The sequence below is a fragment of the Streptomyces sp. WAC 01529 genome, assembly GCF_003945545.1.
GTDB lineage: Bacteria > Actinomycetota > Actinomycetes > Streptomycetales > Streptomycetaceae > Streptomyces > Streptomyces anatolicus.
This window is the reverse complement of sequence record NZ_CP029617.1, coordinates 1,917,579-1,938,343: the sequence shown is the minus strand read 5'-3', so window position 1 is coordinate 1,938,343 and position 20,765 is coordinate 1,917,579. Positions and strand designations below refer to the sequence as shown.

Below are 20,765 nucleotides of genomic sequence, written 5' to 3'. Positions count from 1 at the left end.
CAGCTAGGTACCCTGCTAGGGCAGCGCACCTGCCATAACGAGGAGCCCCCGTGACCGCCCCCGAGTCGCCCCAGCCCGCAGACGACGTGTCCGACGACGACAAGTCGCACGTGCCGCCGCTGACGACCCGCGTCGTCATCGCCGAGGACGAGGCCCTGATCCGGCTCGACCTCAAAGAGATGCTGGAGGAAGAGGGCTACAGCGTCGTGGGCGAGGCCGGTGACGGGGAGAAGGCCGTCGAGCTGGCCCGCGAGCACAAGCCGGACCTGGTGATCCTCGACGTGAAGATGCCCGTCCTCGACGGCATCTCCGCGGCGGAGAAGATCGCCGAGGAGTCCATCGCCCCGGTGCTCATGCTGACCGCGTTCTCGCAGCGCGACCTCGTGGAGAGGGCGCGGGACGCCGGTGCGATGGCGTATCTCGTGAAGCCGTTCAGCAAGAGTGACGTCGTGCCGGCGATCGAGATGGCCGTCTCGCGGTTCACGGAGCTGAAGACGCTGGAGAAGGAGGTCGCGGACCTCTCCCAGCGCCTGGAGACGCGGAAGCTGGTGGATCGCGCGAAGTCGATCCTCCAGACCGAGTACGGCCTCACCGAGCCCGCCGCGTTCCGGTGGATCCAGAAGACGTCGATGGACCGCCGCCTGTCGATGCAGCAGGTGGCGGAGGCGGTCATCGAGGACGCCGAGGAGAAGAAGGCGGCGAAGGGTTAGCCCGGAGCGCCCATACGTACGTACGTAGGTACGACGAGGCCCGCACCCCCGAAGTCGGGGTGCGGGCCTCGTCCCGTATGGAAAGGGGGCTCAGTCCTCGCCGAGGTACGCCTTCCGCACGGATTCGTCGTGGAGGAGGTCACCCCCCGAGCCGGAGAGGACGATCTTGCCGACTTCCATGACGTGGCCCTCGTCGGCGAGGGAGAGCGCGGCCTGGGCGTTCTGTTCGACGAGGAGGATCGTCGTGCCGCCGGCTTTCAGTTCGGCGATGGTCGCCATGATTTTCTGCATCATGATCGGCGAGAGGCCCATGGAGGGTTCGTCGAGCATGAGGAGTTTGGGCTGGGACATGAGGGCGCGGCCCATGGCGAGCATTTGTTGTTCGCCGCCGGAGAGGGTGCCCGCGGCTTGTTTGCGGCGTTCTCCGAGGATGGGGAAGAGGTCGTAGGCGCGGGTGATGTCCTTTTCGATGCCTGTTTTGTCGGAGCGGAGGTAGGCGCCGAGGCGGAGGTTGTCCTCGATGGTCATGCGGGGGAAGATGTGGCGGCCTTCGGGGGAGTGTGCGAGGCCGAGCGAGACTATTTGGTCGGCGCGGTATTTGCGCAGCGTCTTGCCGTTGAATTTGATCGAGCCGCTGACCGGCTTGAGGAGGCCGGAGAGGGTGCGCAGGGTGGTGGTTTTTCCCGCGCCGTTGGTGCCGATGAGGGTGACGACTTTGCCCGCCTCGACGGTGAAGGAGATGCCTTTGACGGCTTCGATCTTGCCGTAGGCGACGCGGAGGTCCTCGACCTCAAGGAGTGCGGTCATCAGTTGTTCTCCTCGAAAGGTTCGCCGAGGTAGGCGGCGATGACGCGGTCGTCCTGCTGGACCGTTTCGCTGGATCCTTCGACGAGTTTCTCGCCCTGGACGAGGACGGCGACGCGGTCGCAGAGGTTGAAGATGAAGCGCATGTCGTGCTCGATGACGAGGACGGCGATGCCCATGTCGCGGATGGCGAGGACGAGTTCTTCGGTGGCGCGGGTCTCCTGGGGGTTCATGCCGGCGGTGGGTTCGTCCAGGAGGAGCAGGCCGGGTTCGCTGGCGAGGGCTCGGGCGATCTCCAGCTTGCGTTGTTCGCCGTAGGGGAGGTTCCTGGAGAGGTGTTCGGCCTTGTCGGCGAGGCCGACGAATTCCAGGAGTTCCATGGCGCGGGCCTTGGAGGCCGCTTCGGCCCGGTGGAAGCCGGGGCCGCGGAGGAGGGCTGACCAGAGGCCTTCCTTGGTGCGGGTGTGGCGGCCGACGAGGACGTTCTCCAGGACGGTCATGTTGGCGAAGAGCCGGATGTTCTGGAAGGTGCGGGCGATGCCCGCGGCGGTGACCTTGAAGGATTTGGCGGGCAGGATGTCGCCCTTGTACCGGACTTCGCCTTCTGTGGGGACGTAGAGGCCGGTGAGGCAGTTGAAGAAGGTGGTCTTGCCCGCGCCGTTGGGGCCGATGAGGCCGACGATTTCGCCGGTGTTGACGGTGAGGTCGACGGATCGTACGGCGGTGAGGCCGCCGAAGCGCATGGTGACGCCGCGGGCGTCGAGGACGGTCTCTCCGGCGGGGGTGGTGGGGGCGGGGCCCTGTGCGGTGGTGTCGGTGGTCATGGTCAGGCCCCTGTCTTGCTGAGGACTGCGGGTGGCGGCGTCTCGCCGGGTGCGAGTTCGGCTTCGTGGAACTCGAGTTGGCGGCGGCGGTTGGGGATGAGGCCTTCGGGGCGGAAGCGCATGAGGAGCACGAGGGCGAGGCCGAAGGCGAAGAGCTGGTAGTCGCCGAGGAAGGCGAGCTTGTTGGGGATGAGGTAGAGCAGCGCGGCGCCGACGAGGGGTCCGCTGATGGTGCCCATGCCGCCGAGGACGACGGCCGCGAGGAGGAACGCGGAGTTGGGCGGGACGGTGTTGGCGAACTGGTACTGCTCGGGTGTCACGGTGTAGGTGACGTGGGCCTGGACGGTGCCCGCGAGTCCGGCGAGTGCGGCGCCGAGGGCGAAGGCGATGAGTTTGACGCGGAATCCGTTGATGCCCATGGCGAGTGCCGCTGTCTCGTCCTCGCGGATGGCGACCCAGGCGCGGCCGATGCGGGAGTCGCCGCTGCGGCGGAAGACGAGGACGACGACGAGGGTGATGAGCAGCATCAGGAAGAAGTAGTTGGCGAAGCGGCCGATGGAGAAGCCGAGGATGCTGTGTTCGAGCCCGAAGTCGAAGCCGAAGATCTTCAGGTTCGGGATTGAGGAGATGCCGTTGGACCCGTTGGTGATGTCGGGTCCGGAGGCGCCGTCGCTGTTCATGGCGACGAGGCGGAAGATCTCGCCGAAGCCGAGGGTGACGATGGCGAGGTAGTCGCCGCGCAGTCGCAGGGTGGGGGCGCCGATGATGACGCCGAAGACGAGGGAGGCGGCCGCGCCGACGAGGATGGCGGCCCAGAAGGGGAGGTGGACGTCGAAGGGGGAGGAGGGGGATCCCGAGACCATGGACGCCGCGTAGGCGCCGACGCCGAGGAAGGCGACGTATCCGAGGTCGAGGAGGCCCGCGAGTCCTACGACGATGTTCAGGCCCAGGGCGACGGTGGCGAAGATGAGGATGTAGACGCCGATGGTGGCGTACTGGTCGTCGTTCTGGGTGAAGGGGAAGGCGGCGGCGGCGAGGAAGGCGCCGATGAGGGTGATGTTGCGGTGGCGCGCGGTGTAGACGGAGATCTGGGCGACGACGCCGGCTTTGGAGAGTGCGGCGAAGCCGAGGGCGACGGAGATGAGGAACCCGATGAAGAGTTCGTCGTACTCGGTGCCGATCCCGTAGGTGAAGACGAGCAGGCCGGTGGCGAGGGCCGCGACGATGGCGAGGATCTCGACGTAGTCGGGGAGCTTGCGCGGGGTGGGCGGCGGCTCGGCGGCGAAGGCGCCCTTGGTGGTGATGAGGCCGTTGCGCAGGCGGTGCTTGAACTGCTCCCAGCCGGTGTCCTCGGGGTCGACCGGGTAGGTCTGGGGCCGTTGGAAGGGCAGGGCGAGGGCGCCGGTGAGGGCGGTGAGGGTGGCGACGGCGACGATCCAGCCGCCCGGTTCCAGGTTGGCGAGTCCGCCGAGTTTGGTGCTGATCGCGAGGATCGTGTACCAGGCGGTGGCGAAGGCGGCGAGGGCCGCGTACTTGAGGGCGGCGTCGGCGTTGCCGGGGGCGATCGCCCGTACGCCCTTGATGCCGTAGGAGGCGAGGCCGAGGAGGGTGGTGAGGGCGCCGGTGATGAGGACGAGCCACTGGAGCCCGCCCGGGTAGCCGTAGACGGTGAGGTCGCCGGGGAAGGCGGCGGTCCAGGTCCAGGCGAGGAAGGCGGAGACGACGGTGAGTGCGCCGCCGCCGGTGGCCATGGCGCGGGCGGGGCCGGTGGGGAGGGGGAGGAGGCCTTGGGGGGCGTTCTCCTTGTGCGGGCGGGTGTTGTCGGCCGCTGTGGTGTGTGTGGTCATGGTGGTCACGCCCTGTCCGCGACGCGCTCGCCGAGGAGGCCTTGCGGCCTGACGAGGAGGACGACGATGAGGAGTACGAACGCCCAGACATCGGCCCAGGACTGGCCGCCGAGCTTGTCCATGCCGGGGATGTCGTTCATGTAGGCGGTGGCCATGGCTTCGGCGACGCCGAGGACGAGTCCGCCGATCATGGCTCCGTAGATGTTGCCGATGCCGCCGAGGACGGCGGCGGTGAAGGCCTTGAGGCCCCAGAGGAAGCCCATGCGGAAGTTGACTTCGCCGTAGCGGAAGCCGTAGGCGACGGCGGCGATGCCGGCGAAGGCGGCGCCGAGGGCGAAGGCGACGACGATGACGCGGTCGGTGTTGACGCCCATGAGTTTGGCTGTGTCGGGGTCTTGCGCGGTGGCTTGCATGCCGCGGCCGACGCGGGTCTTCATGACGAACCAGCCGAGGGCGAACATGCAGATCGGCGCGGCGGCGACGAGGAAGAGGTCGCCGGGCTGGATGGTGACGCTGCCGATGTGGATGGAGTCGCCGGGGATCTCGGGGAAGGTCCGGGAGGACTTGGCGTGCGGGTACCAGGCCCAGACGGCTTGCTGGAGTGCGAGGGACAGGCCGATGGCGGTGATGAGCGGGGCGAGCCGTGGGGCGCCGCGCAGAGGCCGGTAGGCGAAGCGTTCGGCTCCGATGGCGATGGTGGTGGAGACGATGACGGCGCCTATGAGCATGAGGGGGATGGCCACCCACATGGTGGTGGAGCCGGGTAGCCAGAGCCAGACGGTGAGGGCGCCGAAGCCGCCGACCATGAAGATCTCGCCGTGGGCGAAGTTGATGAGCTGGACGATGCCGTAGACCATTGTGTAGCCGATGGCGATCAGGCCGTACATGGATCCCAGTAGCAGGCCGTTGACCAGCTGTTGCGGCAGTTCGTGCACCGCAGGTCCTCCGAGTTCTTCGAATGCGACGGATACGGCACCGCTGCGACGGCTGGGCCGTCGCCGCGTCGGATGTGACGCCGCGCGGGGCGCTGTCGGGCAGCGCCCCGCGCGGCGGTGTCGTGCTGCGGGGGTGGGTCAGCCGGTGTAGGTGCCGGACTTGACGGGCTTCCAGCCCTTGGCGGGGTCGGTGGTGTCCTTGACCTGGTAGACGGTGAGCTGCTTGTTGGTGGCGTCGCCGTATTCGTCGAAGGAGACCTTGCCGGTCACGCCGTCGAAGGAGACGTCCTGCATGGCGTCCACGATTTTGGCGCGGGCGTCGGAGGGCAGCTCGCCGTCGTTGTCCTCGACGACCTTTTTGACGGCCTCGATGATGGCCCAGGCGGAGTCGTAGGAGTAGCCGCCGTAGGCTTCGTAGGCTTCCTTGTAGCCGGCCTTCTTGTAGTTGGCGATGAATTCCTTGGCGGAGGGCAGCTGCTCGACGGGCTGGCCGACGGAGGTGGCGTAGTCGCCCTTGCCGTCCTTGCCGGCGAGCTTGATGTAGTCGGCGCTGTAGATTCCGTCGCCGCCGGCGAGGGGGATCTTGGCTCCGGCCTTCTTCATCTGCTTGCTGAGGGGGCCCGCGGCGGGGTATTCGCCGCCGTAGTAGACGACGTCGGCGTCGGAGTTCTTGATCTTGGTGGCGACGGCGCCGAAGTCCTTGGTGTCCGGGTTGACGTGTTCGGTGCCCGCGACTTTGCCGCCGAGCTTGGTGAACTCGTCCTTGAAGGTGGCGGCGAGTCCGGCGCCGTAGGTCTTCTTGTCGTCGATGACGAAGACCTTCTTCTTCTTGGCCGTGTTGTACAGGTACTGGGCGGCGAAGGGGCCCTGGATCGCGTCGGTGGTGGCGGTGCGGAAGTAGGCCTTGTACGGGCGTACCTTCTTGCCGCCGTTCCAGTCCGGGCCCTGGGTCATGGCCGGGTTGGTGTTGGCGGGGGACACCTGGACGAGTTTGGCGTCGTCGAAGACCTTCTGCATGGACTCGCCGACGGAGGAGTTCAGGGGGCCGACGGCGCCGAGGAGCTGCTTGTTGGCGACGAACTTGGTGGCGTTCGTCTGGCCGGACGAGGGCTGGCCCTGGTCGTCCGCGGCTTCCATCTTGAAGTTGATGCCGTCGACGTACTTCTTGGCGTTGGCCTGCTTGATGGCCAGCTCGACGGAGTTGCGGATGCCGAGGCCGAGCGCGGAGAGGTCACCGGTGAGCGGCGCGTCGACGCCGATGACCACGGTGGTGCCGCCGCCCTCGGCGCTCTCCTTGTCCTTGTCGTCGCGCGAGCCACATGCGGTGAGGGTGAGCGCCCCCGCGGTGAGTGCGGCGGTGATGGCTATGAGCGAACGTTGACGCACGATCAGTCCTTTCCCCTGGCACGGCTGTCCCTTGTTGGAACGCCGAGTCGAGCGCGGAACCGAACTGAGAGGAATCCGGTGGGCGCGGTGACTGGCCGTGACTCTAAGGGCGCCTTTGTTCCAGGTGGAGTGGTCAGACCAAGGCTGTGACGCTCTTGTTATGCCACGGAGTATTCCGGGCTGGAACGCAGGGGGCGGTTGGGACCGAATATGACCTTGTTCGGTGGATCTCGACGCATCCACATGCTGAGAATCTCCAGGACAAAGCGGCAGGAGCGTAAAGGCGTTTGGCTCATGACACGCGTGTTCGTGGGCATGCGGCGCTCAGAGCCGCGGAAAGATCATTCGCGTATTCCGGACCCAGGATGTAACTCTGCCGCTCGTTTGCGCGCGCATTACGCAGTGTTACTTCGAGGAAAGGGAGCCCGGCATTCCGTGGCACTTCTCCGCATTCGCGAATGTGCATCGTGATGATCAACTTCCGGGGTGTTCCCGTTTTCACCGTGAATGGGGGGCCGGGGGAGGTACGCACCGAAAGCGACGCCGAGGGCTGGGCGACCTGGCGGACGGTGACCGGGGGTCCGGACGCCTGGGTGAAGGTGACGGCGAAGGTGAAGTCCCGCTCCCCGGCCCGGGGACGGGACATCTCGCCCGTGTACGTCACCGACACGCTCTGCGACGGCCAGGGCGGGGGCGGCTCGGGCGGCGGCTCGGGGCGGGTCAGATAGAGGCCGAGACCGGCCGCGCCCAGGGCCACCGCCGTGGCGGCGGCGATCGCCGTACGACGGTGGCGCGTCCCGCGCCGGGCGGGCGGCGCGGGCTCGGGGGCGGCGGCCTCGTGGGCGGCGGCCTCTTGGGCGTAGGTGTTTTCGCCCGGCTCGACGGGCCCGACGGCATTCATCCGTACGGCCCGCCGTCGCGGCGGCGCATCCGGTGCCTCATGCGCCGAGGCTAGACCGGAGCCAGAGGCTCCGGCCCTGTGCGTGCGGTCCCTCTCCGGATCAGGCTCCGGCGCCGCCCGCGGGCGCGTCCCGCAGCATGCACGTCAGGCGCGCGCTGCATACCCGCTTGCCCTGCTCGTCGCTGATCACGATCTCGTACGTGGCCGTGGAGCGGCCGCGGTGCACGGGCGTGGCCACGCCGGTGACCAGGCCCGAGCGGGCGCCGCGGTGGTGGGTGCAGTTCAGGTCGACGCCGACGGCGAGCTTGGTGATGCCGCCGTGCAGCATCGCGCCGACCGAGCCGAGGGTCTCGGCGAGGACCGCGGAGGCGCCGCCGTGCAACAGGCCGTACGGCTGGGTGTTGCCCTCGACGGGCATGGTGCCGACGACGCGCTCCGCCGAGGCCTCCAGGATCTGGACGCCCATCCGGGTGCCGAGGTGGCCCGCCGAGAACAGGGAGGGCAGGTCGACACCGAGCGAGGCGTACTCGTCGATGACCTCCTGCGGGAACTTCACGCTGTGCTGCTCGCCCATGGGGCCCGGCTCCGTTCGTTCGACGTCGTCACCTGTCGCTGAGCGAACGCTCAGTCGACCGTCGATTGTTCCAGGCGCACGACGACGGACTTGCTGGCAGGGGTGTTGCTGGTGTCCGCGGTCGCGTCCAGCGGCACCAGGACGTTCGTCTCCGGGTAGTAGGCGGCGGCGCAGCCCCTGGCCGTGGGGTAGTGCACGACGCGGAAGCCGGGCGCGCGGCGCTCCACGCCGTCCCGCCACTCGCTGACCAGGTCGGTGTACGCGCCGTCGGCGAGGCCCAGTTCCTCGGCGTCCTCGGGGTTGACCAGGACGACGCGGCGGCCGTTCTTGATGCCGCGGTAGCGGTCGTCGAGGCCGTAGATGGTGGTGTTGTACTGGTCGTGGGAGCGCAGGGTCTGGAGCAGCAGCCGTCCTTCGGGGACGGTGGGGTACTCCACGGGGGCGGCCGTGAAGTTGGCCTTGCCGGTGGTGGTGGGGAAGCGGCGCTCGTCGCGCGGGGCGTGCGGCAGGGCGAAGCCGCCGGGGTGGGCCACGCGCGCGTTGAAGTCCTCGAAGCCGGGGATGACGCGGGCGATGCGGTCGCGGACGGTGGCGTAGTCCTTCTCGAACTCCTCCCAGGGGGTGCGGGAGTCGGGGCCGAGGACGCGGCGGGCGAGGCGGCAGACGATGGCGGGCTCGGAGAGCAGCTGGTCGCTCGCGGGCTTCAGGCGGCCGCGGGAGGCGTGCACCATGCCCATGGAGTCCTCGACGGTCACGAACTGCTCGCCGCCGGCCTGGAGATCGCGCTCGGTGCGGCCGAGGGTGGGCAGGATGAGGGCGCGCGCGCCGGTCACGGCGTGCGAGCGGTTCAGCTTGGTGGAGACGTGCACGGTCAGGCGGGCCTTGCGCATGGCGGCCTCGGTGACCTCGGTGTCGGGGGAGGCCGACACGAAATTGCCGCCCATGGCGAAGAACACCTTCGCCTCGCCGTCGCGCAGGGCGCGGATGGCGCGGACGACGTCCAGGCCGTGGTGGCGGGGCGGGGCGAAGCCGAACTCCTTCTCCAGGGCTTCCAGGAAGGCGGGCGCGGGGCGTTCGAAGATGCCCATCGTGCGGTCGCCCTGCACGTTCGAGTGGCCGCGCACGGGGCAGACGCCGGCTCCGGGGCGGCCGATGTTGCCGCGCAGCAGGAGGAAGTTGACGACTTCGCGGATGGTCGGCACGGAGTGTTTGTGCTGGGTGAGGCCCATCGCCCAGCACACGACGGTGCGCTTCGAGGCGAGGACCATGGCGAGGGCTTCCTCGATGCGGGCGCGGTCCAGGCCGGTGGCCCTGAGGGTGTCGTCCCAGTCGGCGTCCTGGGCGGCGGCGGTGAACTCCTCGTACCCATGGGTGTGTTCGCGTACGAACGTCTCGTCGACGGCGCCCTCGGTCTGGAGGATCAGCTTGTTCAGGAGGCGGAAGAGCGCCTGGTCGCCGCCGAGGCGGATCTGGAGGAAGAGGTCGGTGAGGGCGGTGCCCTTGAGCAGGCCGCGCGGGGTCTGGGGGTCCTTGAAGCGCTCCATGCCCGCTTCGGGCAGCGGATTGACCGTGATGATCTTCGCGCCGTTGTGCTTGGCCTTCTCCAGGGCGGCGAGCATGCGCGGGTGGTTCGTGCCGGGGTTCTGACCGGCGACGATGATCAGATCCGACTTGTAGAGGTCTTCGAGCAGGACGCTGCCCTTGCCGATGCCGAGGGTCTCGGTCAGTGCGGAGCCGGACGACTCATGGCACATGTTCGAACAGTCGGGGAGGTTGTTCGTGCCCAGCTCGCGGGCGAAGAGCTGGTAGAGGAACGCCGCTTCGTTGCTGGTGCGTCCGGAGGTGTAGAAGACGGACTCGTCCGGGCTCCCGAGGGCGGCGATCTCCTCGGCGACGATGTCGAAGGCCCGCTCCCAGGAGACCGGCTCGTACCGCTCGGCGCCCTCCGCCAGGTACATGGGGTGGGTGAGGCGGCCCTGCTGGCCGAGCCAGTACCCACTGCGGGTGGCGAGGTCGGCGACCGGGTGCGCGGCGAAGAAGTCGGGGGTGACGCGGCGCAGGGTGGCTTCCTCGGCGACGGCCTTCGCGCCGTTCTCGCAGAACTCCGCCTTGTGGCGGTGGTCCGGCTCGGGCCAGGCGCAGCCGGGGCAGTCGAAGCCGTCCTTCTGATTGACCCGCAGCAGGGTGAGCGCGGCGCGGCGCACGCCCATCTGCTGCTGGGCGATCCGCAGGGTGGGGCCGATGGCGGGCAGCCCCGCCGCCGCGTGCTTGACCTCGGCGACCTGCGGAGCGTCCTGGACCGGATCGCCCTTGGGCGGCTTGCTTGCCATGGTCGGCTCCCCTTCGAGCACGTACGTGAGCTACGTCTCCGATACTCCCACGCGGCGGTGACAACGCCCGGCTCAGGGGCCGGGCGGGACGGGACTGTCAGTGGGGCGTGGCAGGATCGGGGACGTGGCAGAAACAGCAGCGAAGAAGAAGTCCGAGACCGCGGCGACCAAGGCCGGCGGGGCGGGTGGCGAGCAGCGCCCGCGCCTGCTCCTCATGGATGGGCACTCCCTGGCCTATCGGGCGTTCTTCGCGCTGCCCGCGGAGAATTTCACGACCGCGACGGGCCAGCCGACGAACGCGATCTACGGCTTCGCGTCGATGCTGGCGAACACGCTGCGCGACGAGGCGCCCACGCACTTCGCGGTGGCGTTCGACGTGTCGCGCAAGACGTGGCGCTCGCAGGAGTTCCCCGACTACAAGGCGAATCGCTCCAAGACCCCGGACGAGTTCAAGGGCCAGGTCGAGCTGATCGGCGAGATGCTCGACGCGATGCACGCGGTGCGCTTCGCGGTCGACGGCTTCGAGGCGGACGACGTCATCGCGACGCTCGCCACGCAGGCGGAGGCGGCCGGTTTTGAAGTGCTGATCGTCACCGGTGACCGCGACTCCTTCCAGTTGATCACCGACCATGTGACCGTGCTCTACCCGACGAAGGGCGTCTCGGAGCTGACGCGCTTCACCCCGGAGAAGGTCACGGAGAAGTACGGCCTCACCCCCAGCCAGTACCCCGACTTCGCGGCGCTGCGCGGCGACCCGTCGGACAACCTCCCCGGCATCCCGGGCGTCGGCGAGAAGACCGCCGCGAAGTGGATCAACCAGTTCGGTTCGTTCGCCGAGCTGGTCGAGCGCGCCGAGGAGGTCAAGGGCAAGGCCGGGCAGAACTTCCGCGAGCACCTGGAGTCGGTCAAGCTCAACCGCCGCCTGACCGAGATGGTGCGTGACGTCGAGCTGCCCAAGACGGTCGCCGACCTGGAGCGCGCTCCGTACGACCGCACGGCGCTCGCCATGGTCCTGGACACCCTGGAGATCCGTAACCCCTCGCTGCGCGAGCGTCTGCTGGCCGTCGACCCGGGAGCCGAGGAGGCCGAGCAGGCCCCGGCCGAGCCGGGCGTCGAGCTGGACGGCGTGGTGCTGGGCGCGGGCGAGCTGGCCCCGTGGCTCGCCGAGCACGGCAAGGCGGTCCTGGGCATGGCCACGGTCGACACCTGGCAGCTCGGTTCGGGCACGGTCACCGAGGTCGCGCTCGCCGCGGCCGGTGGAGCGGCCGCCTGGTTCGACCCGGCGAGCGTGGACGAGGCCGACGAGAACGCGTTCGCGGCCTGGATCGCCGACCCGGCCAAGCCGAAGGTCCTGCACAACGCCAAGGCGGTGATGCGGGTCTTCCCCGAGCACGGCTGGGCCGTGGACGGCGTCACCATGGACACCGCCCTGGCCGCCTACCTGGTCAAGCCGGGCCGCCGCTCCTTCGCCCTCGACGCCCTCTCCCTCGAATACCTGGGCCGTGAGCTGGCGCCCGCCTCCGCCGCGGACGGCCAGCTCGCCTTCGGCACGGAGGACGACGACCGCGCCGAGGCCGACAACCTCATGTCGCAGGCCCGCACCATCCTCGACCTGGGCACGGCCTTCGGCGAGAAGCTGCGCGAGGTCGGCGCGAGCGACCTCCTGAAGGACGTCGAGCTGCCGACGTCCACGCTCCTGGCGCGCCTGGAGCGGCACGGCATCGCGGCGGACCGCGCCCATCTGGAGGCGATGGAGCAGCAGTTCGCGGGCGCCGTCCAGCAGGCCGTGAAGGAGGCGCACGCCGCGGCGGGGCACGAGTTCAACCTCGGCTCGCCCAAGCAGCTCCAGGAAGTCCTCTTCGGCGAGCTGAACCTCCCCAAGACGAAGAAGACCAAGACCGGGTACACCACGGACGCCGACGCGCTGGCCTGGCTCGCGGCCCAGACGGAGAACGAACTGCCGGTCATCATGCTCCGCCACCGCGAGCAGGCGAAGCTGCGCGTCACCGTCGAGGGGCTGATCAAGTCGATCGCCGCGGACGGCCGCATCCACACCACGTTCAACCAGACGGTGGCCGCCACGGGCCGTCTCTCCTCGACCGAGCCCAACCTCCAGAACATCCCGGTCCGCACGGACGAGGGCCGGGCGATCCGCCGCGGCTTCGTGGTCGGCGAGGGCTTCGAGTCGCTGATGACGGCGGACTACAGCCAGATCGAGCTGCGCGTGATGGCGCACCTCTCCGAGGACGAGGGCCTCCTGGAGGCGTTCACCTCCGGTGAGGACCTGCACACCACGGTCGCCTCGCAGGTGTTCTCCGTGGACCGCTCGAAGGTCGACGCGGAGATGCGGCGCAAGATCAAGGCGATGTCGTACGGCTTGGCGTACGGCCTGTCGGCGTTCGGCCTCTCCCAGCAGCTGAACATCGAAGCGGGCGAGGCGCGTGCGCTGATGGACACGTACTTCGAGCGGTTCGGCGGGGTGCGGGACTATCTGCGCCGCGCGGTCGACGAGGCGCGCGCCACGGGGTACACGGAGACGATGCTGGGCCGCCGCCGCTATCTCCCCGACCTCAACAGCGACAACCGCCAGCGGCGCGAGATGGCCGAGCGGATGGCGCTGAACGCGCCGATCCAGGGCACGGCGGCGGACATCGTCAAGATCGCGATGCTCAACGTCCACCGTGCGCTGACCGAGGCGAAGCTCGACTCGCGCATGCTGCTCCAGGTCCACGACGAAATCGTGCTGGAGATCGCTCCGGGGGAGCGGGCGAAGGTGGAGGAGCTGGTCCGCCGGGAGATGGCGGGCGCGGTGGCCCTGCGGGCGCCGCTGGATGTTTCGGTGGGGGTGGGCGCGGACTGGGAATCCGCAGCGCACTAGCCCTCCCGGGCCGGGGGGCGGTGGGGGTGCGCCGGGGTTCGGCCCTTCTGACCCTGCGGGCCCCGCTGCGGCCGCCCGGGTCCTCGGTCCTGGGTACCTGTGCGGGTCCGCGGTGGTTGCTCGCGCCGTTCCCCGCGCCCCTACGGGGCGCCCCGACAGGGGCGCGAGGAACTGCGCGCTCAGCCACGACGCACCCGCAGAAATACGAATGCGAAGGCGCCCCGACAGGGGCGCGGGGAACTGCGCGAGCAACCACAACGCACCCGCAGGGATACCGGGACGCGAGGAAGCGCGCTGAGCCGAGCGCACCCGCACAGATACCCGGCACCAAGGCCCCCGGCCAGACCCCTCACTCGCGTGGACGCCGCCCCCGCGCCCCCCGAAGGCGCCCCCGCCAGGATGAACGCATGGCCCCTCACCCGAGACCGCGCCGCCGCTCCATGCTCGCCGCGGCGCTCACCACGGCCCTGCTGGGCCCCATACCGCTGAGCCCCATACCGGCGACCGCCGCCGACGCCAGTGACCAGCAGGGCGCGGCCCTCTGCACGGCCGACAGCGACTGGACCCTCGCCGCCCGGATGTCCCAGGACATCCGGGCGGCGCTGTCGTCCAGGGCCGGCAGCGTCTCCGTATCCGTACGAGACACCCGTACCGGCCTCGTCTGCGACCTCGCGAGCCACCGCCGTTACGACGCGGCCAGCGTCGCCAAGGTCCTGACGATGGAGGCCGCGCTGCACCGCGCACAGGAGTGGGGCCGCGGCCTCACCGCCTGGGAGCGCCGACGGATCCGCCCCATGATCACCCGCTCGGACAACGACGCGACCGGGCGGCTCTGGCACGACTTGGGCCACGCCTACCTCTCCCGTTTCCTGCGCCGCGTCGGCACCACCGCCACCACCCTTGGCTCGTACGGCTATTGGGGCCTGACCCGCACCACGGCCGCCGACCAGCAGCGCCTGCTCGGCGTGCTCACCGGCGCCCGCGGCGTCCTCAAGCCCGCCGCGCGCGCGTACGGGCTCCGGCAGATGGCCGACGTCCGCGGCGACCAGCGCTGGGGCGTGCCCGCGGGCATGCCGCGCGGTCTGCGCGCCCACCTCAAGAACGGCTGGCTGCCCAGGGCCACGCACGGCTGGCGCGTACACAGCGTCGGCGTGTTCACCGGCGGCGACCGCACATACCGCATCGTCGTCCTCACCCACGGCAACCCCACCATGGCCTACGGAGTACGCACCGTGGAGCGCGTCGCGCAGGCCGTGCACCGCGGCCTCAACAAGGGCCGGGCCATAGGCCAGGCCCTCACCCCGCAGAGCGAGATCAGCGAGACCCCGGACGGCTCGGCCCCGCCGCAAGGCGACTACGCCCCGCCACCACAAGGCGATTTCACCCCGCCCGAAGGCGACTTCACGCCACCGGAGGAGGAGGGCGACGCCCCCGCGGCGTAACAGCCCTGTCGCGGTCTCGGCCAACTGGTAAAAACCGGGCACGAACGGGTGCCTGGGCGCTGCAAGTTGTCGTAGTGTCGCCAGAGCCGCCCCACTGGGGAGCACGCGCGTACGAAAGCAAGCGCGTACGGAGGTGGGGTCGGCGCACCACAGCAGTCAAAGGGGAGGGGTGGCTCGGTCATGGCGCCGGTAATCGGCAGGCGGCTGCGCAGGGGAGCGGTGACCAGCGCGGTGGCCGCGGCGGCGGTGGCGGCACTGGCCGCGTCGCAGGCCCCGGGCGTGACGGACGTTCCACGCGACGGGCAGACGACGGGGGCGTCGGACACCCCGCCCGGAGGCGACTCCGCGACCGGCGACTCGCCCTACTACACGGACCTGCCGCCTCTGAAGAGCCCCGTCCCGGCCGCGCCCAACGGCGGTGACAAGGAGGCCGAGGCGGGCGTCCCGGCCACCGTCCTGGACGCGTACAAGAAGGCCGAGACCGCGCTCGCCGAGGCCAAGCCCGGCTGCAACGTCCCCTGGCAGCTGCTCGCCGCCATCGGCAAGGTCGAGTCGGGCCACGCCCGCGGCGGCCGCGTCGACGCGAACGGCACGACGCCCAAGCCGATCCTCGGCCCGGTCCTCAACGGCAACGGCTTCGCGAAGATCACCGACACCGACAAGGGCGCGTACGACGGCGACACCACGCACGACCGCGCGGTCGGCCCCATGCAGTTCATCCCGGCGACGTGGGCCTTCTCGGGCCAGGACGGCAACGACGACGGCAAGAAGGACCCCAACAACATCTACGACGCGGCGCTCGCCGCAGGCCACTACCTCTGCGCGAACGACCGCGACCTGGCCGTCGAGGACGATCTGCACCGGGCGATCCTGAGCTACAACCAGTCGACGGAGTACCTGAACACGGTCCTGTCGTGGCTGGAGTACTACCGCAACGGCGTCCACGAGGTTCCCGACGGCAAGGGCGTCCTGCCCGACGACCGCAGCGACCGCCGCGTCCCGGGCCTGGGCCCGAGCCTGACGCCGGGCGGCACCGGCTCGCACAAGCCCGGCAAGGGCGACAAGGGCGACAACGGCAACAGGGACAGGACCGGCACCCACACACCCGGCAAGGGCGGCGGCGGGTCCGAGAAGCCTGGCAACGGCGGCGACGACAAGCCCGACCCGCCCACGCCCACCGAGCGGGTCGCGCGCCTCAAGGACGCCGGTACCGGCACGCTGAGCGCGGCGGCGGGCGACGCCTTCGCCGAGCGCGTCGAGGTGCGTACGGAGTCCAAGTCGGGCTCGGGCGTGGCCAAGGTCAAGGTGAAGTTCCGGGTCGTCGGCGACACGGACGCCCGTTTCGAGGGCGGCGCGCGGAGCGCCGTCATCACCACGACCGCCGCGGGCAAGGCCACCGCTCCCGTGCTCAAGGCGGGCAAGAGGACGGGCCAGTTCGCCGTGCGCGCCACCGTCGTGGGCCGCACGCTGACGGGCCTCGACTACACCGCGAAGGTCACCGCGCCCCAGGCGGACGCGCTCGTCAGGACCAGCGACAAGCCGCTGACCTGCGAGGCGGGCAAGGAGTTCGCCGACCGGGTCGAGGTCAAGGCGACGTACAAGGGCGAGGCGGCCGACGGTGTCACGGCCTCCGCGACCCTGATCACGTCGGCGACGGACGCCACGCCCAACGACAAGGGCCCCTACTTCAAGGACGTGAACGGCAACCCCGTCCGCGCCCTGAAGGGTCTGAAGACGGACGCGAACGGCCTGCTGAAGCTGCCGAAGCTGTACGCCGACGACGCCGCGGGCACGTATCTGCTGCGGATCGCCACGGTCGGCGGCGGCACCCTCACCGTCGAACTGAAGGTGACGGCCCCGGCCGATTCCACCCCGACCACCCCGACCACCCCTGACGTCCCGACTGCCCCCGCGGCCCCGACGACCCAGGCCGACTAGCCGACCGGCCCCCTCACCCAGGACCGCCCCTCGCCCTCCACGGCGCAGGGGCGGTCCTTGTGTGGTGCGACGTGTTCTCATCTCGCCCCCGCGTTGCTACGGTGCCCGCCCTGACGCCCTATCACCTGTGGCAGCGAGCCGACCCGGGAGGCCCCGCATGCGTGCCCTCATCGCCGCCGCGATCGGCCTCGCCGTCGCGCTCGCCCTGACCCTGACGATCACCGCGATCGGCGCTCCGGCCGGTGAGACGTCACCCGAGCCGCTCCTCACCACAGTCCCCGAGCACCCTTAGACGGAGGGAGGGTCGCCGCGATGCGCCGCAAGGCCGGCCTCGTCCTGCTCGCCTTCGCCGTGTTCTTCACGGCCATGTCCCCGCTCACGCGCTGGTACGCCTTCCCGCGCCTCGCGAAGGTCCCGGCCAACCAGTACCAGGAGGCGGTCCTGGAGGCGGATGACCCGACCCTCATCGACTACGGCACCATGAAGGCCAAGAAGATCGACAAGGTCACCATCGTGCAGACCCTCAAGGGCAACGTGGAGGCCTCGGAGAAGATCGAGAAAGCCGACGGGGACTCCTCCCGCGACGTCGTCGTCTGGGACGCGCTCTCCTACGTCCAGGACGCCGACGGCAAGATGGTCTCCAAGATCCCCGAGCGCTACATCTTCGACGCGCACAGCCAGGAGCCGGTGCACGCCCCCGGGGAGTCGGTCGACGGGGACCCCGTCAAGCGCCAGGGCATCGAGTTCAAGTGGCCCTTCCTGACGGAGAAGCGGGACTACGAGTACTTCGACGCGCAGGCCCGCGTCACCAAACCCATCCACTACAAGGGGGAACGGACCTTCCGCGGCGTGAAGGTCTACTACTTCGAGCAGACCATCCCCTGGACCAAGGTGCCCTTCCCCAAGACGATGCCGGTCAAGGGCATCACCCCGAAGTCCCTCGCCGGGACCGGCACCACCCGCTGGTACACCACGGTCCGCAAGTTCTGGGTCGAGCCGACCACCGGGGCGCCCGTCTACGGCGAGGAGATCCAGAGGAACGAACTGCGCGGCGGCACGCTCCTCGGCGAACGCGACAAGGTGACGGTCTTCGCCGGGCACGTGAAGATGCGCGAGGACTACATCGAGAGCACGGTCGACCTGGTGAAGTCCCAGCGCGTCCTGGTGCTCCTGCTCACCTCCTACCTCCCCTGGGGCTTCCTCGCCCTCGGCATGCTCCTGCTCGCGCTCTCCCTCTGGCTGGAGGCCCGCACACGCAGGGCGAACGGCTCCCGGCCGGCCACTTCCAACGACGACGACCCGGAACCGGAACCCGAGCCCAAACCGGCCCGCGCCTAGGCGTCGTCGCGCCGCCGCGCCTGGCGGGCCTTCGTGTACCGGGTCGGCTCGGCCGCCGCCGGGTCCTCCGGCCACGGGTGCTTGGGGTAGCGGCCGCGCAGCTCGGAGCGCACCGCGCGGTAGCCGTCGCGCCAGAAGGAGGCCAGGTCTGCGGTGACGGCGGCGGGGCGGCCCGCGGGGGACAGCAGGTGGACGAGGACGGGTACGCCGCCGCCCGCGATCCGCGGTGTCTGCGCGAGGCCGAACATCTCCTGCAACTTCACCGCGAGCACGGGCTGTTCGGGGTCGGAGTAGTCGATCCGGATCCTGGACCCGCTCGGTACCTCGAGCCGCTCCGGGGCGAGCGCGTCGAGGCGGGCGGCCTCGCCGGTCGCCCACGGCAGGAGGCGCGTGAGGGCCTGGCCGGCGTCGACGCGGGCCAGGTCGGCGCGGCGGCGCGCCTTGGACAGCTCGGGCTCCAGCCACTCGTCCACGCGCGCGTGGAGGGCGTCCTCCGACACGTCGGGCCAGGGCGCCCCCAGATGCCGGTGCAGGAACGCGAGCCGCTCCCGCAGCTCCTGAGCGCCCCGGGACCACTTCAGCAACCCCGTACCTTCCTCGCGCAACCCCGTGAGAAGGCCCTTTCGTACGAGGGTGGGGTCGGGGTTCTTCAAGGGGCGCACCGTCAATTCGATGGCCCCGAGGCGTTCGACGTGCCGCGCCACCAGGTCGCCCCCGGACCAGACGACTTCGGCCCGCTCCGAGAGGAGTGGGGCGGCGGCGCTCCGCGCGATGTCCTCGTCGATGTGCGCGGCCAGCAGCACGCGGGCGTGGCCGGCGCCGACGGGGCGGTCGGCGACGGCGACGGCGATCCACTCGGCTCCCGTCAGCGCGGAGCCTGCCTTCAGCTCGGCGCGGGTCCCATTGGCCATGAGATAGGTCCCGCCCCCCACGGCCCGGCCCACCCGCTCAGGAAACCCCAGAGCGACGACAACCCCACACCCCCACTCGTCCCCCCGCCCAGCCGCACCCAAAGGCTCCCGCCCCGGCGCCCCGGGGTTTCGCTCCGCCCCCGTGCTTTGGCCTCGGCGGGGCGTTTCCCACCCACCCGCCCGACTCGCGGCACCCAAAGGCTCCTGCCCCCGCGCCCCGGGACCCCGGTCTCCGGGAGCGTCGGCGCACGGTGCGCCCGGTGCCGGGTACTGGGCGGGTGGGTGGGAGAGATCCCGCGCCGAAGGCGCATCCGCATCCGCACCCCGCCCTGTCCAGGAACCCGCCCCCGCTCCCGCCGAGGAGCCCCCAGCCGAAGCCACCCCGCCCCCCGCTCCCGCCGGAGAGGCCCCCGCCGAAGAACCCCCCGCCGAAGCCAAGCGCCGCGTCTCCGTGCGCCAGCGCGTCGCGTAGCCGTCCCCGCCCCTGCGTGCGGTGCGCCACGCCGCCGTGAGGTCGTCCCCGTACTCCCGTGGCGGCTCCTCGCTCAGGAGGGCGACCACCTCCGCCGCCCGCCGCGCGCCCACGCGAGGCCCCGCGTCCAGCAAGGCCCGCGCCAGGCGCGGGTGCAGGCCCACCCGGGACATCCGCTTTCCCCGTTCCGTGACCCGGCCCGTGGCCGCGTCCACCGCCCCGACCGCCGCCAGGACCTCCCGCGCCGCCGCCATCGCGCCGAGCGGCGGAGCGTCGAGGAGGGCGAGCCCGGTGGCGTCCGGATCGCCCCAGCACGCCGCCTGCAAGGCGAACGCCGCGAGGTCCGCCACCTTGATCTCCGGAGAGGGGAAGCGCGGCAGCCGCCCGTTCTCCGCCTCCGACCAGCACCGGTACACGGCCCCCGGAGCCTCACGCCCGGCCCGCCCGGCACGCTGCCTGCCCGCCGCCTGCGAGGCGCGCACCGTCGCCAGCGCGCTCAGCCCGCGCGCGTGGTCCACCCGCGGCTCCCGCGCGAGGCCCGAGTCCACGACCACCCGCACACCAGGCACCGTCAACGACGACTCGGCCACCGAGGTGGCCAGCACGACCCGCCGCCCCGGCGACCCCGCGAGGACCGCGTCCTGCACGGCCGCCGGCGCCCGCCCGTGCACCTGGAGCACCTCGACGTCCTCGCGGCCCCCGAGGCCGCCCAGCTGCCCGGCCACCCGCGCGATCTCGCCGACCCCGGGCAGGAAACACAGCACGTCACCGTCCCGCTCGGCCAGCGCCCGCCGCACCACCGACGCCACATGCGTCAGCAGCGCCGGATCGACTCGCATGCCGTGCGGCGGCCGCACCTCGCGCGCGGGCGGCGCCCAGACGACCTCCACGGGGTGCGCGGTCCCCCGCGCCTCCACCACGGGCGCGTCCCCGAGGATCCGCGCCCACCCCTCCGCGTCGGTCGTCGCGGACGCGGCCACGAGCCGCAGCTCGGGCCGGAGCGCCGCCCGCACGTCCACCAGGAAGGCCGCCACGGTGTCCGCGTCCAGATGCCGCTCATGGCACTCGTCGATGACGACGACGTCCACACCGGCCAGCTCCTGGTCCCGTTGCAGCCGCTGGAGCAGGACGCCGGTCGTGACGACCTCCACGCGCGCGTGGGGTCCCACCACACGCTCCCCGCGCACGGTGTACCCGACGCTCTCGCCCACCTTCTCGCCGAGCAGCCACGCCATCCGCCGCGCGGCGGCCCGTGCGGCGATGCGCCGCGGCTCGGCGACCACGACACGGCGTACGCCCTCGAAGGCGCCCGGCGCCTCGATCAGGCCCGCGAGCGCCAGCGGCACCAGCGTCGTCTTGCCCGTGCCGGGCGGTGCGCACAGCACCGCGCTGCCCGGCCCCTCCAGAGCGGAACGGAGGGCGGGCAGCGCGTCACGTACGGGCAGGTCCACAAGAGCGGGGTTACGGATCACATG

15 protein-coding genes are annotated in these 20,765 nt (G+C 70.7%); 7 read left to right on the top strand and 8 right to left on the bottom strand.

What is annotated here, in order from left to right; all coding sequences use genetic code 11:
• Positions 1-50 precede the first annotated feature (50 nt).
• Positions 51-710 carry a response regulator gene (locus DMA15_RS08785; RefSeq protein WP_125512188.1) on the top strand — a complete coding sequence of 220 codons (660 nt, stop codon included), beginning with the start codon at positions 51-53 and terminating at the stop codon, positions 708-710.
• 90 nt (positions 711-800) lie between these two features.
• On the opposite strand, the gene DMA15_RS08780 is transcribed toward DMA15_RS08785, so the two are convergent.
• The 5 genes from DMA15_RS08780 to DMA15_RS08760 all read right to left on the bottom strand — a co-directional run bounded on the left by DMA15_RS08780 (position 801) and on the right by DMA15_RS08760 (position 6,506).
• Positions 801-1,517, bottom strand: a complete 717-nt coding sequence (locus DMA15_RS08780) for an ABC transporter ATP-binding protein (RefSeq protein WP_125512186.1) — start codon at positions 1,515-1,517, stop codon at positions 801-803.
• Positions 1,517-2,338 carry an ABC transporter ATP-binding protein gene (locus DMA15_RS08775; protein ID WP_240659718.1) on the bottom strand — a complete coding sequence of 274 codons (822 nt, stop codon included), beginning with the start codon at positions 2,336-2,338 and terminating at the stop codon, positions 1,517-1,519. The genes DMA15_RS08780 and DMA15_RS08775 overlap by 1 nt, the downstream gene beginning before the upstream one ends.
• Before the next feature lie 2 nt (positions 2,339-2,340).
• A complete protein-coding gene (locus DMA15_RS08770; RefSeq protein ID WP_125512185.1) occupies positions 2,341-4,185 on the bottom strand; it encodes a branched-chain amino acid ABC transporter permease in 1,845 nt (614 codons plus the stop codon).
• A 5-nt stretch (positions 4,186-4,190) separates the two neighbouring features.
• On the bottom strand, positions 4,191-5,120 hold the full coding sequence (locus tag DMA15_RS08765; protein ID WP_125512183.1) for a branched-chain amino acid ABC transporter permease: 930 nt from the start codon (positions 5,118-5,120) through the stop codon (positions 4,191-4,193).
• A 138-nt stretch (positions 5,121-5,258) separates the two neighbouring features.
• Positions 5,259-6,506 (bottom strand): branched-chain amino acid ABC transporter substrate-binding protein, encoded by a 1,248-nt coding sequence (locus DMA15_RS08760; protein ID WP_125512181.1) that lies wholly within the window; start codon positions 6,504-6,506, stop codon positions 5,259-5,261.
• Between the two features lie 503 nt (positions 6,507-7,009).
• On the opposite strand from DMA15_RS08760, the gene DMA15_RS38120 reads away from it, so the two are divergent.
• A complete protein-coding gene (locus DMA15_RS38120) occupies positions 7,010-7,234 on the top strand; it encodes a hypothetical protein (protein ID WP_206302690.1) in 225 nt (74 codons plus the stop codon).
• 273 nt (positions 7,235-7,507) lie between these two features.
• Here DMA15_RS38120 and DMA15_RS08750 read toward each other — a convergent pair whose 3' ends face one another.
• Positions 7,508-7,981, bottom strand: a complete 474-nt coding sequence (locus tag DMA15_RS08750) for a hotdog fold thioesterase (RefSeq protein ID WP_125512178.1) — start codon at positions 7,979-7,981, stop codon at positions 7,508-7,510.
• 50 nt (positions 7,982-8,031) lie between these two features.
• The gene (locus DMA15_RS08745; RefSeq protein WP_125512177.1) at positions 8,032-10,311 is read right to left on the bottom strand and encodes an FdhF/YdeP family oxidoreductase; all 2,280 of its coding nucleotides are present in this window, start codon (positions 10,309-10,311) and stop codon (positions 8,032-8,034) included.
• Positions 10,312-10,435: 124 nt separating this feature from the next.
• On the opposite strand from DMA15_RS08745, the gene polA reads away from it, so the two are divergent.
• The 5 genes from polA (at position 10,436) to DMA15_RS08720 (ending at position 17,907) form a co-directional block, all read left to right on the top strand.
• Positions 10,436-13,189: a DNA polymerase I gene (gene polA, locus DMA15_RS08740; RefSeq protein WP_125512175.1), complete on the top strand. Its 2,754-nt coding sequence runs from the start codon at positions 10,436-10,438 to the stop codon at positions 13,187-13,189.
• Between the two features lie 407 nt (positions 13,190-13,596).
• The gene (locus DMA15_RS08735; RefSeq protein ID WP_125512173.1) at positions 13,597-14,631 is read left to right on the top strand and encodes a serine hydrolase; all 1,035 of its coding nucleotides are present in this window, start codon (positions 13,597-13,599) and stop codon (positions 14,629-14,631) included.
• Positions 14,632-14,811: 180 nt separating this feature from the next.
• Positions 14,812-16,569: a lytic transglycosylase domain-containing protein gene (locus DMA15_RS08730; protein WP_125512171.1), complete on the top strand. Its 1,758-nt coding sequence runs from the start codon at positions 14,812-14,814 to the stop codon at positions 16,567-16,569.
• A 157-nt stretch (positions 16,570-16,726) separates the two neighbouring features.
• Positions 16,727-16,861: an SPW_0924 family protein gene (locus DMA15_RS08725; protein WP_125512169.1), complete on the top strand. Its 135-nt coding sequence runs from the start codon at positions 16,727-16,729 to the stop codon at positions 16,859-16,861.
• A 20-nt stretch (positions 16,862-16,881) separates the two neighbouring features.
• Complete coding sequence (locus DMA15_RS08720; RefSeq protein WP_125512167.1) at positions 16,882-17,907, top strand: DUF3068 domain-containing protein; 1,026 nt, start codon at positions 16,882-16,884, stop codon at positions 17,905-17,907.
• Here DMA15_RS08720 and DMA15_RS08715 read toward each other — a convergent pair.
• A complete protein-coding gene (locus DMA15_RS08715) occupies positions 17,904-20,762 on the bottom strand; it encodes an ATP-dependent helicase C-terminal domain-containing protein (RefSeq protein ID WP_125512165.1) in 2,859 nt (952 codons plus the stop codon). The two genes, DMA15_RS08720 and DMA15_RS08715, sit on opposite strands and share 4 nt — an antisense overlap.
• Positions 20,763-20,765 lie beyond the last annotated feature (3 nt).

Coding starts and splice junctions, on each gene's coding strand:
- DMA15_RS08720 (WP_125512167.1), top strand. CDS start 16,882: ATGCGCCGCAAGGCCGGCCTCGTCCTGCTCGCCTTCGCCGTGTTCTTC.
- DMA15_RS08730 (WP_125512171.1), top strand. CDS start 14,812: ATGGCGCCGGTAATCGGCAGGCGGCTGCGCAGGGGAGCGGTGACCAGC.
- DMA15_RS08750 (WP_125512178.1), bottom strand. CDS start 7,981: ATGGGCGAGCAGCACAGCGTGAAGTTCCCGCAGGAGGTCATCGACGAG.
- DMA15_RS08775 (WP_240659718.1), bottom strand. CDS start 2,338: ATGACCACCGACACCACCGCACAGGGCCCCGCCCCCACCACCCCCGCC.
- DMA15_RS08745 (WP_125512177.1), bottom strand. CDS start 10,311: ATGGCAAGCAAGCCGCCCAAGGGCGATCCGGTCCAGGACGCTCCGCAG.
- DMA15_RS08735 (WP_125512173.1), top strand. CDS start 13,597: ATGGCCCCTCACCCGAGACCGCGCCGCCGCTCCATGCTCGCCGCGGCG.
- DMA15_RS08780 (WP_125512186.1), bottom strand. CDS start 1,517: ATGACCGCACTCCTTGAGGTCGAGGACCTCCGCGTCGCCTACGGCAAG.
- DMA15_RS08725 (WP_125512169.1), top strand. CDS start 16,727: ATGCGTGCCCTCATCGCCGCCGCGATCGGCCTCGCCGTCGCGCTCGCC.
- DMA15_RS08770 (WP_125512185.1), bottom strand. CDS start 4,185: ATGACCACACACACCACAGCGGCCGACAACACCCGCCCGCACAAGGAG.